Below are 13,355 nucleotides of genomic sequence, written 5' to 3' on the forward strand. Positions count from 1 at the left end.
GGTGTGTGAGCTATGACAGAGAAGAAAAAATTATATGAAGTGGACTTGTATAAGCCTATTCAAAAGTATTTTGTGAAAGAAGGCTATGAGGTTTACGGGGAAGTGAACGACTGCGATATTGCAATGGTAAAAGGAGATGCAGTAGTGGTTGTGGAGTTGAAACTGACTTTAAATGTACAGCTTCTCATCCAAGCAACAAAAAGGCAAAAGTTAACGGATCTTGTGTATATAGCAATCCCAAAACCGTCATTTAGCAGACGTTCAAAGCGTTGGACAGATTTGTGTCATTTAATTAAGCGGCTTGATCTGGGCTTGATTGTCGTATCATTCAGCGGGCGGGGTAAGCGTGTGGAGGTCATGTTCGATCCGGTTCCATTTGATCGGGCAAAAAGCATGCGCCAAAATAAACGCAAGCGTGATGCGTTGTTGAAGGAAATGGACGGACGTTCTTCGGATGTGAACCTTGGGGGAAGCAATCGTGTGAAGATAAGAACTGCTTATAAAGAGAATTGCGTTAAGATTGCCTGTTATTTGGAGAAATTCGGTCCTTTGTCTCCAAAGGCACTGCGCGATTTAGGTACTGGTGAGAAAACCTCTTCTATTTTGACAAAGAACTATTACCGTTGGTTTGAACGGGTGAAACGCGGGACCTATGTGATAAGTGAAAAAGGGAAAACGGACCTTCGCGAACATATAGAGCTTGTGGAACATTTTTTGAAGGAAAAAGAGTGAGTCCGGGACCCTGTTGCGCTACTAAGTGGCGGGAGGGTCCTTTATATAGGGATGGATAGTTAGGTTTATTCCCCCTATAGGAGGACGCTGAAGTCGACGTTGATATACCTACAGCGGGTATTGCGAACGTAAATCGGCCGATAATTCAAGGTTATCGGGCGGAAATTTTGGGGAATCGGGCGAAAATTTAAATTTACGGTCGATTATTGCGATTATCGGGCGATTTACAGGTGCAATCGGGCGATTCGTAATTTCTACTCCTGAAAAAGATGAAAATAAACCGCAATTTACCGAACATACCCCCACCCTAAGTCCCCAGTCCCCAACATTCAGGACTTTTGCCTCTGAACAGAACAAATGTTTTCATGTAAAATAGCTGAAATATGGTGCGACTTAACCCGTGGTTTCCCAAACCCGAAACATCACTACACTACTACTGAAGGTCAGACAGAGGTGAAACAACACATGAATGGTACCGCACATGCAGCCATTGGGGCAGCAACAGGTTTTGCTGTGGCTAACACGCTGCAGACAACACCAACTACAACTCTTATTTTAGTCAGCTTAGGAACTATATCAGGCCTTGTGCCAGATCTTGATATTGACGGAAAACTTCGCGGACGTATAACGTTATCCCACACGGTGACAAGAACTATTGCACAAATAATAGGAACCATGATGATTTTATATAGTTTATATGAAGGAACATTGGAGGAAAAGTTCAGGGGGATCGGCATCGGAGCTCTTATGATTGTCATTTCCTCTCTCATCAAACAAAGACATATGCTGACCATCACTGGTGCAGGCGTTTTACTTGGCGGGATGAGCTTACAGGAAATGTGGATGATCCTTTTTGGTGTCTACATTATAATTGCCTCCATAGTATCCCACAGAAGCTACACGCATTCCATTATTGGTACTGCTTTCTTCACTTACATAGCTTTAAAACTAGAACACTCTCTTTCTATCGACGGAGTATTTTTAACATGCACCATTTCCTATATAAGCCATTTAGTCGCTGATATGAAAGTACTACCTTTCAATAAAAGAGGGATTAAATTGTTCCTGCCGGTTTCATCAAAGGAAATATGAAGAGAGGGCTAAGTCCAGAAATGGGCATGGCCCTTTTTCTATAAATAAATATCCCAAAATCCAAGCATCCATACTCGACCACTGTTTCCTCTTACTGGTATAATAAATCTAGATAGTTATGCACGTTTTCAGCATCAAAAACCAATGAAAGTGGGAGTTGCGGTGAGCTTTAAGAAAAAACAATTTGTCGGTCTGGGAATTACGGTAATTTCGCTTGTTGTGCTATTGTCTGTAATTTTAATTATGACCAATTCGATGAAGACAAATATGCTGGAAATAGTAGAGGACAGGTATTACAAAGTTAACAAAGCAACTGATATTAGGCAGCTGTTCTACGAAACAGATAGACAGTTGTTGTTTGTAATAAATAGGGATGATTCGGAGGACATTACTGACAATCTAGCCAATATTGCAGAAAACAGGGAAACTGTCAGAAACAATATAGTTGAATTGGAAGCTGTACTGAATAAAAACCAGACGAAAGTTTTATTGAGGAATATTGAAGAGCGTTATAACTCTTTTTGGAGTATGGAGCAAGAAATCGTCTCTCAAATTAGTAATGGTGCTTCCAATGAAGACCTGCAAGCAATTTATGTCTCTCAACTAGATACAAGATCAGCGCTTCTGCAAGACATATCAGATTTCAAAGATTTACAGGAATCGTATATGGAAGATACTTTGGCAAGCGCCAATGAAACCTATCAAACTCTTATAATCACCATGATTGCGGCTGTGATTCTTTCATTGCTAATAATAATCATGACCACACTCTGGGTGATACGAAGCACTAACAGAAGACTAGATGAAGTGAAGAATGGAATTAAGGACATTAACTATGATGACCTATCCACTTTGCCAAGACTTACTACAAACATAAAGGATGAAATTGGAGAGATATCGGAAGCTTTTAACACGATGGCGTCTTCCATTGAATCCTATCATGTGAAAGAAAAACAGTTTACAGAAGAGATTGGCAGACAAAACTGGGTGCAAACGAACTCTGCCGATATTATCAACCTTTACCATCGCAATGTATCCACCGATTCGCTTGCCGAAAAGTTCATCGCCACCTTGACACCTTTGATGGATGCAAAACTTGGCGCGTTCTACCTGTTGGACGGAGAAGGAAAAGAAGGTACCTATAAGAAGGTTGCCACTTATGCTGACGGTGCGGAAGATGTTGGTGGAGAAGCATATAAGCTTCGTGAAGGATTAGTAGGGCAGTGTGCTTGGGACAAGAAGGTGATTATTCTTGAAGATGTACCTGAGGGGTATTCCGTCGTAACGACAGGAATTGGCCATATTAAACCGAAGAGCATTATCATTGCTCCTGTCATTATAAAAGATGAAGTCATTGCCGTCATTGAAATGGCAACGCTGACAGAATTCACAAAGACACATCGCCAGCTTTTAAATAAAGTGCTTGAAACGCTAGGGATTGCTATTACGAATATTTTAGGAAGAATGGAAGTCGAGCGTTTGTTACTTGAATCACAAGCGCAGACAGAAGAGCTCCAATCTCAATCGGAAGAGTTACAGGCTCAGTCAGAAGAGTTACAAACTCAATCAGAAGAACTGCGCATGATCAACGAGCAACTTGAAGAGCGTTCACGTGATGCGGAACAGAAATCCGCTGATCTTCAAAAAGCGAAAACGGAGCTTGAAGAAAAAGCGAAACAACTTCAACTTAGTTCCAAATATAAATCAGAGTTCTTGGCAAATATGTCCCATGAGCTGAGAACACCGCTTAATAGTATTCTACTTCTATCCGAAATGCTGGCAGAAGATCCGGAAGGCCAATTGACAGATGAACAAAGAGAGTTCTCCCGTGTTATCAATTCTTCTGGTCAGGATCTGCTGAATCTGATTAATGATATTTTGGATCTTTCCAAGGTGGAAGTGAAAAAGCTGGAAGTAATGTTTGGGGAAGTGAATGTGGAAGAGTTCATAAACCGTCTTGAGCTTCAGTTCACCCATATTGCCAAGCATAAAAAGCTGGATTACGAGATTGTTCGCGGCAATCAGTTACCGGACGTATTTTTCACGGATGAACAGCGTCTTCAACAGATTGTGAAAAATCTTTTATCCAATGCCTTTAAGTTCACAGAACAAGGAAAAGTGTCCGTAACAATTGAAAAAGCTCCAAAAAGGGTTCTTCTAAGAGCAAATGTAAATGTAGAGGCGGATACTTGGTTGAAAATCTCTGTGGAAGATACCGGTATTGGTATTTCTAAAGACAAGCAATCCCTCATCTTTGAAGCGTTCCATCAAGGCGATGGAGCGACTATGAGAAAGTACGGTGGAACTGGACTTGGCCTTTCCATCTCCAAGGAATTCTCCAACCTATTGGGAGGCAGTGTGTTTGTGGAAAGCGAAGAAGGCGAAGGGAGTATCTTCACTCTATTGATTCCTAGTCTGCCAAAAGGAATGCCTCAACTGCAAGAAGTAGAGGCAGCATGGCAAGAAGTAGCCTCCACTTCCGAGACAGAGTTGTTGGAAGAGGAAAACATGGTTCTAGATATGGCGAGGAAAGAGGAAGTCATCAGAGCGCCGCAAACAGTAGAAGAGGAAGATTTTTCTAATATCCTGAAAGGAAAGACGGTTGTAGTCGTAGATGATGACCATCGAAACGTCTATGCCCTGAACAATGCCTTGAATAAAGAGGATATGAATATCTTAACAGCCGAGAACGGGTTGCAATGTCTGGATATTCTGCATGAAAATGAGCATGTAGATATCATTTTAATGGATATCATGATGCCGGTCATGGATGGATATAAGGCAATTAAAACGATACGTAATCTAGAAAAACATAAAGACGTTCCAATCATTGCCCTAACGGCTAAAGCGATGAAAGGTGATCGAGAAAAATGTTTGGAAGTGGGTGCTTCGGATTATATTAGTAAACCACTTAAACTAGATCAGCTATTGTCTGCCATGCGAGTTTGGGTCGCGAAAAATTAGGATATTGACAAAAGGGACGGTTACGATTCGTTGGACGCGAGTAGCCGTTCCTTTTTGTAAGATTTGAGATTTTGGAGGCAAGATTAAAAGTGGACAAGCAAGACTTGGAGTTAGATTTATTTTTAACCGCAGTTTATCGGCTTTCGGGATTTGATTTTCGAAAATATATGAAGTCTTCCATTATGAGAAGAGTGGAAAATAGATTAAGGCTGGAAGGATTGAAAAACCTCTCTCAGCTGACAGAAAAAGTGATACACCACGATGTGTTTTTGCAAAAAGTATTAGATGACTTTTCAATCAATGTTACAGAGATGTTCCGAGATCCTACCTTTTTCTTGTCATTCAGAGAAAAGGTAATCCCTCTTTTAAGAGAATTGCCGGAAATCCGGGTATGGCATGCAGGGTGTTCTTCTGGAGAGGAAGCCTATTCCATGGCTATTCTTTTGGAAGAAGAGGGAGTTGGGCATAAGTCAAAAATCTATGCAACCGACATGAATGAGAAGATCCTGGAGAAAGCACAAAAAGGCATCATTCCTCTTTCTAAAATGAAAACTTATACGAAAAACTATATGCAAGCTGGCGGGAAAACAGCCTTTTCGGAATATTATCATTCTGATCATCAGTTCGCGTATATTAATGAAGACTTGTTGAATAGAATTGTATTTGCACAGCATAATCTTGTGACAGACCGTTCGTTCAACGAGTTTCATATAATCGTTTGCCGGAATGTGTTGATTTATTTTAACTTGGAGCTGCAGCATAATGTCATTCAATTGTTCCAGGAGAGTCTGGGAGCAGAGGGGTTCCTTGGGCTTGGAAGCAAAGAGGCGTTGCGCCTTGATGCTCACCCTGGTTTTGAAGAGTTTGATTTGTATGATAAGATATATCGCAAAAAAAACGGAGAGCATGGATATTAATCCTGCTCTCCGTTTTTATATTTAGGTTATCTAAATACATTGATTTCCGTTCCAAGCGCTTCGCTTGCCTGCGAACGGTCCGTGAGCCTTCCCACTCCGTTGCGGGGTCTCATCTGTCCCTTCCTCCCGCGGGCGTCTGCGCGCTTTCCACTTCAATCATTGGGATTATATTAACTGTATAATTCTACTCTAAGTTTATTATTTTGCCTGTATCATTACGACGCACATATCGTCTGAGGCTTCTGTTTGCATGTCATCAGGTAAGACTAGATTAATAGGTTCTGGGATGTTTGGAAGGTCCCAGAGTTTAGAGGCAGATTTAATGAACTGAGGGTATTGATTCATGCCCACTTTTTCCATTGTTTCCACCACACCATCTGTATAAAGCATGATTTGAACGGAATCTTTGTATGTGATTTTTGTCTTTTTAACATCCACGGTCTCAAAAAATCCAAGGGCGCATGTTCGATTAGATAGCTCCACTACTTCATCTTCATCAACGAGTGCAAAACCTGCGGGGTGACCAGCATTCACATATTCCATTGATTTGTCATTTGTATCGATGACAAGGTAAATAGCTGTAAAATAATATGGAATTTGCTGATTGCGTAAATTCAGTGCATGCATCCATCTATTCAATTCACTGATAACAAATTCGGGGTCAGCGCATCCTCTGATGGAGTCTCGCAGTACAGAAGAGATGAACATGCATACTAAAGAAGCGGAGATACCATGTCCCATCATGTCGAGAAGGATGACTGCGTATCTTGACTTGTCAATCTTATACCAGTAGTACATGTCGCCAGCCAACTTATAAGCAGGAATATAAGAAGCTTTTACAACAAATCTGTCTTCAATGATTGGTTCACTCAACAGACTGTTTTGCACTTGCTGTGAGAGATCCAATTGGCTTTTGATCTTTTCGGCCTGTTTTTTATTTTTGTCCTTTTCCTGCTTAAGGCGAAGGACCACCCGGATACGTGCTAATAGTTCTGTCTTATTGATTGGCTTCATTACATAGTCCAGCCCACCTGCATCCAATGCTTCTGCTACTTTATTAGAATCTTCTAACGCCGTTACAAAAATGACAGGGATGTCTTTCAGGTGTGGAATGGTCTGGAGTGTTCTACATGCTTCAATACCATCGATTTCAGGCATCATGATATCCATTAAGATAATATCAACGGGCATTTTAGGCGAAGCAGAATGGTCATTATGTAAATATGCAAACATCTCATTTGCGGATGTGAAGGATAAGTAATCTTTATATCCCGCTCTTTTTAAGATATTTTCTATAACGAATAAATTTACTTGGTTATCATCGACAATCAGTATGCCCATATCCTTTTTTCTCCTCTATCTTTCTTAAATTGTAAACACCCCACATCTAAATACCCTTTTCTAAAATGAATTAAACCTTTTCGCAAAATATATTTTTTGTATTTATGGTGGGGGGTGTCCATGTTTTGGCTATCAGGTTTAAGGGTAGTTTGCTTGTTAGGAAGGTTCTTTAACTACTAACTTTAGAGGTGATGTAATGGAAACCGCAGTTCGTTCCACAAAAGGTAAGTTGCTGACAAAGGAACAAATGACAAATGAGAAGATTGTACCCAAATGGGTGGTGCAAGAATATAAAAATTTCCGGGAAGTTGTAACAAATAAAACATTTCCTTGTTATTTTGGAATGAGTGCAGAGAAGAAAGGGGAACTTCGGTATTCCTATATTAGTCATGATAATTGGAGTCATCTACCGGATACGTTAAAAGAATTTAACGCCCTGTTTGATCCAGAGAAGCCACTCGTTCGACATGGACTGTTTCTTTTTGTGGAGCCAGAGAAAGAAGAAAAAACTATACCATACTATAGGGAATATTTCTGGGATATATTACAGTTTTTACATATAAAAGATGATCAACCATGGCCTAAAGATTATCCAACAGATCCAGATCATCACCTGTGGGCCTTTTCCTTTGCAGAAGAGCCGTATTTCGTCTTCGGAAATGCTCCGGCCTACAAGCAGAGAAAGACAAGAGATTTAGGGAACAGCCTCATCCTAGGTTTCCAGCCAAGAAGGATATTTGAAGGATTGGAAGGGACATCAAAGGGTGGTATTATGTCCCGTGAGAAGGTAAGGGAGCGTGTAGAGAAATGGGATCAGCTTCCAACACACCCTAATATCAGTCACTACGGAGACCCAGATCATCGTGAATGGAAACAATATTTTATTGGAGACGATGTAAAACCTATGGAAGGTAAATGTCCTTTTTCTATGATGAAGAAATAGGAAGTGTCCTGCTATCGATATTTATGTTCAGAATATTTTATCTTCTATTTAAATTTTCTGGTATGATAGATATAGATTGTCCGAAAATAACGTAGAAGGTGGCTGGCAAGTATGGACGCTGCTCAGAAACTCATTTTGTTTTTAGAAGAAAATCATGATCAATTTATCCGGAATTGGCGAAATAAAAGTGTCATTTCCGAAGATGATATATACAAGGAAGAAGTAGTTCGAAACGGCTGGCAGATGTATCAGCTAATTAAAAAAGCCATTAAAAATCCACTGACTGAAGACGAAATCATTAAGCTCGCAAATAAGACGGCACATGAACGAGTGCAAGCTAATGTCAATATCAGCGAGTTTGTTTTCAATGTGAATACAGGTAGAAGTGAAGTGGTAAAGTGGGTATGGGATTCCGGCATTCCTAGTGAGGAACTGCAACCTTTCATTGATCAAATAAATGCTCTTTTTGACAAGTTTTCTTATCTTGCAGTTAGAAAGTACACGCAAATTAAAGAAAAACAGTTGGAAGAAAAAGAACTATATATTAACCAAACCCATAAAGAGCGACTTACTATTCTTGGACAGATGAGCTCAAGTTTTGTCCATGAATTCAGAAATCCGTTAACTTCTGTTATCGGATTCACGAGGCTCTTGCAGAACGAACTTCCTGATCATCCATATTTAGAAATAATGCGTCATGAATTGGATCAACTTAATTATCGTATCTCTCAATTTTTACATGTTTCGAGAAAAGAGTTGATTGAGAGTAAGCGGGAAGAAGTGAATATGTCCTTCCTGTTGCAGGAGTTGGTAGAATTCTTGTATCCGAGCTTACTAGATGGAGACGTAGTCATACAATTGGACATTGATCCTTCCATAAACATGGTTGCCAATAAAGATGAATTAAGGCAGGTTTTTCTGAATCTGATTATTAATTCAATCGATGCGCTGCAACAGATGACGGACGGATCTCGCACGATTCAAGTGGTATGTGTGGAAAACGGGGCATTTACCGAGCTGTCCATTACTAATAATGGACCGAAAATTGAAGAGGAAGCGATCCACGCAATTTTTGAACCGTTCTTTACAACTAAAGACTTAGGTACAGGGATAGGTTTGTATATTTGCAAAAAATTAATTGAAAAGCATGATGGTGAAATATATTGTCGATCAAATGATGACAAGACCAGTTTTGTTATTCGTTTACCTAACACTTTAAAAAGTGAAAAATCCTCCTAAGCATCATTCAGGAGGATTTTTTTTGTTGACAAGCGTTAAAATATGTATTATCTTAATAACAATACTTTAACACCTAAAAGCGTTTAAGCGTTTAAGTGTGTTAGCGAAATTTAGCCGAGTAGAGCTTAGTAAATAAATAGAATGGTAGTCATGTATAAAAGTAGTTCTCCTTATTGCAGCAGATAGAGACTGGATGGTTGGTGGAAATCCAGGCGTAGTGGAAAATGAAGTACAGTACATATTTTTAAACGGCTATCCATGCAGATGAGTGGGCAATCATTATTTTTGCCAATTAGGGTGGTACCGCGGAGCTTCTTCGTCCCTTGCTTTAGGGATGAAGAAGCTTTTTTGGTGCAAATTAACAGGTAGGCAATTTTATTTTTGGAGGGAACATCATGGAGCAGCAAATACAAAAAGAAAAGATACACATTAGCGGCCTTGCAGCTCTTTTCTTGATTTTTAGCATTATCGCAATTATTTCTATATCATTGTTTATTTTTAAAGCAGAGCCTCATATACCTATTTTTGCGAGTATCATGGTCTTGATAGCATTTTCCTTAGTTAAAGGGCATTCATGGGACTATATTGAAACGGGCTTGAAAAATGGTTTAAAGGAAGGTCTAACCCCCATTTTATTATTTATTCTAATTGGAATATTAATCGGGGTATGGATGCTGTCTGGTACCATACCGACGTTCATCTACTATGGAGGACAGCTCATTTCCGCTCCATTCTTTCTTCCTAGCGTATTTATTATCACCGCTATTATCGGAATCAGCATCGGCAGTTCCTTCACTACAGCCGCAACGGTTGGGGTGGCCTTTATCGCACTTGGGACTGGCATGGGATTTAATCCTGCGATTGTGGCAGGAGCGATTATTTCGGGGGCTCTTTTAGGAGATAAAATGTCACCTCTATCAGATACTACGAATATCGCCTCTGCGGTATGCAAGGTAGATTTGTTTGAGCATATCCGTCACATGTTATGGACAACCATTCCGGCAACCGTCATTTGTTTAGTGGCATTCGGATTTTTCTCTTTTGGTAATGGCGGTGGACAGGTAGGAGATTTTGCAGAATTGCCTAAGGTATTAAAAGAAGAGGGCATGGTCAGTGTTTGGGCATTATTACCAGCTGTTGTCATGTTTGGAGTGGCACTAAAGCGCGTGCCTGCAATTTTTGTCATGATGGTCGGTATTATCGTTGGTTCTGTGATGGCATTCGTCCTTCAACCGGGAGTTCAAATGGCCCAACTTATGGATGTGATGCAAAATGGATATACCGGGTCAACTGGAGACGAAGTGATAGACAGTATCTTGACCAAGGGTGGCATCCAAAGCATGATGTGGTCAGTATCCCTTGTGTTGCTTACCTTAAGTATGGGTGGATTAATTCAGCAGTTACGTGTAATGGAACGTTTACTAATTATGATCCAATCATTTGTAACGTCCACAGGAAAGCTGATTTTCGCTACCGTTGCAACAGCAATCGGAGTAAATGTAACAGTTGGTGAGCAGTATATGTCCATTATATTAACCGGTCAGGCCTTTGAAAAGGAATATGAAAAACAAGGAATTGCACCAAAAAATTTAGCACGAGTACTAGAAGATGCCGGCACAGTCATCAACCCATTAATTCCGTATGGAGTAAGTGGTGTGTTCATGGCAGGGGTGCTTGAAGTACCTGTGTTGGATTACTTGCCGTATGCCCTCTTTTGCTTGGTTAGTCCTTTATTAAGCCTGTTTTATGGTTTTACGGGGATCAGTATTAGGAAAAGAGAACAAGTAAAAGGGTAAGGTTGATTGAAATCATAAAAGAGCTAACAGTCATCAATATGGCTGCTAGCTCTTTTTTTAGAGGATAATAAAATATAATAATAAAGTTGATTTCCGTTCCAGGCGCTTCGCTTGCCTGCGGGCGGTCCGTGAGCCTCCTCGGCTTGCGCCTGTGGGGTCTCACCTGTCCCTTCCTCCCGCGGGGTCTGCGCGCCTTCCACTCCAATCAACAAGGAAGTTCCATTCAATGTAGGATTAATAAAAAGCTCTCACACTAAGTTAACTGTAAAACATAAACATTAAGTATTTGTAATTTCCAGCTGTGGATTGGAGCAAATGGCGAAGACTCCTACGGGGAAGTAGCGGCAATGTTGAGACCCCCCAAGCGTTGCGAGGAGGCTCAAGGTCGCCCCGTGGAAAGCGAAGCCATTTGCGGAAAGTAACAGCGGCGAGTAACCAATCATCTAAAGTTTTAGATTTAAAAGGACCAGACATATTTTGCACGATTATTCTTTATGATGGTCAGTATTGCAAACGATCTATTTCTGCAAATAATGGTTTATTTTTATTATATAGCTCACGGTAAAGGTGGTAATATTCCTCGTACATGACCACATTTCGGACTGTAGGCAATACCTCATGCTTTATCGGGATATATGCTTTAATGGCTTCAAGGGACTCAACTTCTCCAAGTGCAAACATCCCAAGCCAGGCAGCGCCCCACGCCGTAGCATGTGTACTATCCGTTAAAATGACAGTCTTGCGAAAAATATCTGCTGTCATCTGTACCCATAGTGGCGAGAGAGCATAGCTACCGCTGACTATCAACTTTTTAGTAGGGTTTTCTTTTTCGTGAAGGGTTTCGTGAATCTCATACATATTGAAAATAACACTTTCCATTACGCTGCGAATCATGTCAGCACTCGTATGAGATAGAGTGAGCCCCATCCAACCACCCTTTGCTTTAGCATTCCATTTTGGAGCACGTTCTCCATTCATATGTGGCAGAAAAAATAGCCCGTTAGCCCCTGCGCTTGATGTTGCAGCAAGTGCTTCAAGATCTGCCACTTCCATCGTTTCTTTTTTGGTTAAGGAAGAAAATTGTCTTGCCAGCCATTGCATTAAAATTGTACCATTGTTAGTTGCACCCCCAACGATGCGACTTTCTTTCGTAAACGCATATTGAAAGGTACGTTGTTCCGCGTCGATTGTTTTTTGGGTGGTGAATCTTCTGATAGCCCCACTGCTACCAATCGATAAGGCAGTTTCTCCTTCCTCTGTGGCGCCTACACCGATATTGGCAAGCACACCGCCACTAGCCCCGATGATAATGGGGGTGGAAGTATGTAAAAGCAATTCTTTTGCAACGCGAGTGGTAAGGGGGCCAACTTGTGTGGTACAGGGAACCACTTTGGATAGCTGAGACTCATTTATACCTGCTATGGCAAGTGCCTCCACATCCCAATGTAGTGTATAGATATTGAAAAGCCCTGTTGCAGAGGCAATAGAATAATCCACTTCCCACGTCCCGCACCATTTGTATAAGATATATTCTTTTATAGAAACAAACCGTGTTGCTTCATAGTATGGCGGATATTGATTCTCTTTCATCCATATAAGTTTTACAAAAGGGGACATGGGATGAATGGGTGTTCCTGTTTGCTCATATAAGTCCTGTCCGTAAGACTCCTTCATAATGGCAGCCTGTGGATAGCTTCTACCGTCAGCCCAAGTAATCAGTGGCGAAATCGGTTCGTTTTGATCATTTATACAAATTAAACTGTGCATAGGAGCAGAAATAGTTAGACCAATAATATCATTTGGTGTGATTTTTAATTTACTGATGGAAGTAGAGATGGCAAGACGTGCAGCACTCTCGATCTCCAATGGATTTTGTTCAGAGTAATTAGGCTTCGGACGGTAGGTAGAATAGGCATGCTCTGATTCAGAGATCACTACTCCATTTCTATTGAAAATGACAGATCTGGTTGTGGAGGTGCCAATATCCAATCCGATGACATAGTTGCTCATTATGTACCACACCTCGCTTTATCGTAGTATCTTTATTTTAATCGTTGTGAGCAGTTAATATCAATCTGTTTGAAAAAGATAAGAATTATTTCAGTATAGGTATTGGGTAACGTGAAAATTAATGTTTCATGGTGCTAAAGTCATGTTTATTTGCAGTTGTGCACAGCCAGTTTTCTTGATAGACGGGATATACACACGTTTATCCACATTATCAACAACATTCTGAAAATTTATCCACAAAATACTATTCGGAATTGAATGATTTGTTTATATTTATAAATAAGAATGTACTGTGGTTTGTAATGGCTGTTAACAAAATAA

At 40.5% G+C, this 13,355-nt stretch carries 9 protein-coding genes; 7 read left to right on the top strand and 2 right to left on the bottom strand.

The genetic code is table 11. The features are described from left to right. Positions 1–12 precede the first annotated feature (12 nt). From B4U37_RS05090 to B4U37_RS05105, 4 genes are all read left to right on the top strand, one after another. Complete coding sequence (locus B4U37_RS05090) at positions 13–732, top strand: DUF2161 domain-containing phosphodiesterase (RefSeq protein ID WP_088017373.1); 720 nt, start codon at positions 13–15, stop codon at positions 730–732. 465 nt (positions 733–1,197) lie between these two features. Further along, positions 1,198–1,824 carry a metal-dependent hydrolase gene (locus B4U37_RS05095; protein ID WP_088017374.1) on the top strand — a complete coding sequence of 209 codons (627 nt, stop codon included), beginning with the start codon at positions 1,198–1,200 and terminating at the stop codon, positions 1,822–1,824. 162 nt (positions 1,825–1,986) lie between these two features. Next, the gene (locus B4U37_RS05100; RefSeq protein WP_088017375.1) at positions 1,987–4,788 is read left to right on the top strand and encodes a hybrid sensor histidine kinase/response regulator; all 2,802 of its coding nucleotides are present in this window, start codon (positions 1,987–1,989) and stop codon (positions 4,786–4,788) included. An 89-nt stretch (positions 4,789–4,877) separates the two neighbouring features. Further along, positions 4,878–5,705 carry a CheR family methyltransferase gene (locus B4U37_RS05105; RefSeq protein WP_088017376.1) on the top strand — a complete coding sequence of 276 codons (828 nt, stop codon included), beginning with the start codon at positions 4,878–4,880 and terminating at the stop codon, positions 5,703–5,705. 198 nt (positions 5,706–5,903) lie between these two features. Here B4U37_RS05105 and B4U37_RS05110 read toward each other — a convergent pair whose 3' ends face one another. Further along, positions 5,904–7,046, bottom strand: coding sequence for a SpoIIE family protein phosphatase (locus B4U37_RS05110; RefSeq protein WP_088017377.1), 1,143 nt, complete (start codon positions 7,044–7,046; stop codon positions 5,904–5,906). Positions 7,047–7,242: 196 nt separating this feature from the next. On the opposite strand from B4U37_RS05110, the gene B4U37_RS05115 reads away from it, so the two are divergent. The 3 genes from B4U37_RS05115 to nhaC all read left to right on the top strand — a co-directional run bounded on the left by B4U37_RS05115 (position 7,243) and on the right by nhaC (position 11,024). Continuing rightward, entirely contained in the window at positions 7,243–7,989 is a 747-nt protein-coding gene (locus B4U37_RS05115) for a YqcI/YcgG family protein (protein WP_088017378.1), read from the top strand. A 111-nt stretch (positions 7,990–8,100) separates the two neighbouring features. Then, positions 8,101–9,228 carry a histidine kinase N-terminal domain-containing protein gene (locus tag B4U37_RS05120; RefSeq protein ID WP_088017379.1) on the top strand — a complete coding sequence of 376 codons (1,128 nt, stop codon included), beginning with the start codon at positions 8,101–8,103 and terminating at the stop codon, positions 9,226–9,228. A 395-nt stretch (positions 9,229–9,623) separates the two neighbouring features. After that, positions 9,624–11,024, top strand: a complete 1,401-nt coding sequence (gene nhaC / locus B4U37_RS05125) for a Na+/H+ antiporter NhaC (RefSeq protein ID WP_088017380.1) — start codon at positions 9,624–9,626, stop codon at positions 11,022–11,024. A gap of 501 nt (positions 11,025–11,525) precedes the next feature. Here the strand turns inward: nhaC and B4U37_RS05135 are convergent. Next, positions 11,526–13,034, bottom strand: a complete 1,509-nt coding sequence (locus B4U37_RS05135) for a gluconokinase (RefSeq protein WP_088017381.1) — start codon at positions 13,032–13,034, stop codon at positions 11,526–11,528. Between the last annotated feature and the right edge of the window lie 321 nt (positions 13,035–13,355).

Source organism: Sutcliffiella horikoshii (assembly GCF_002157855.1).
GTDB classification, from domain to species: domain Bacteria; phylum Bacillota; class Bacilli; order Bacillales; family Bacillaceae_I; genus Sutcliffiella_A; species Sutcliffiella_A horikoshii_C.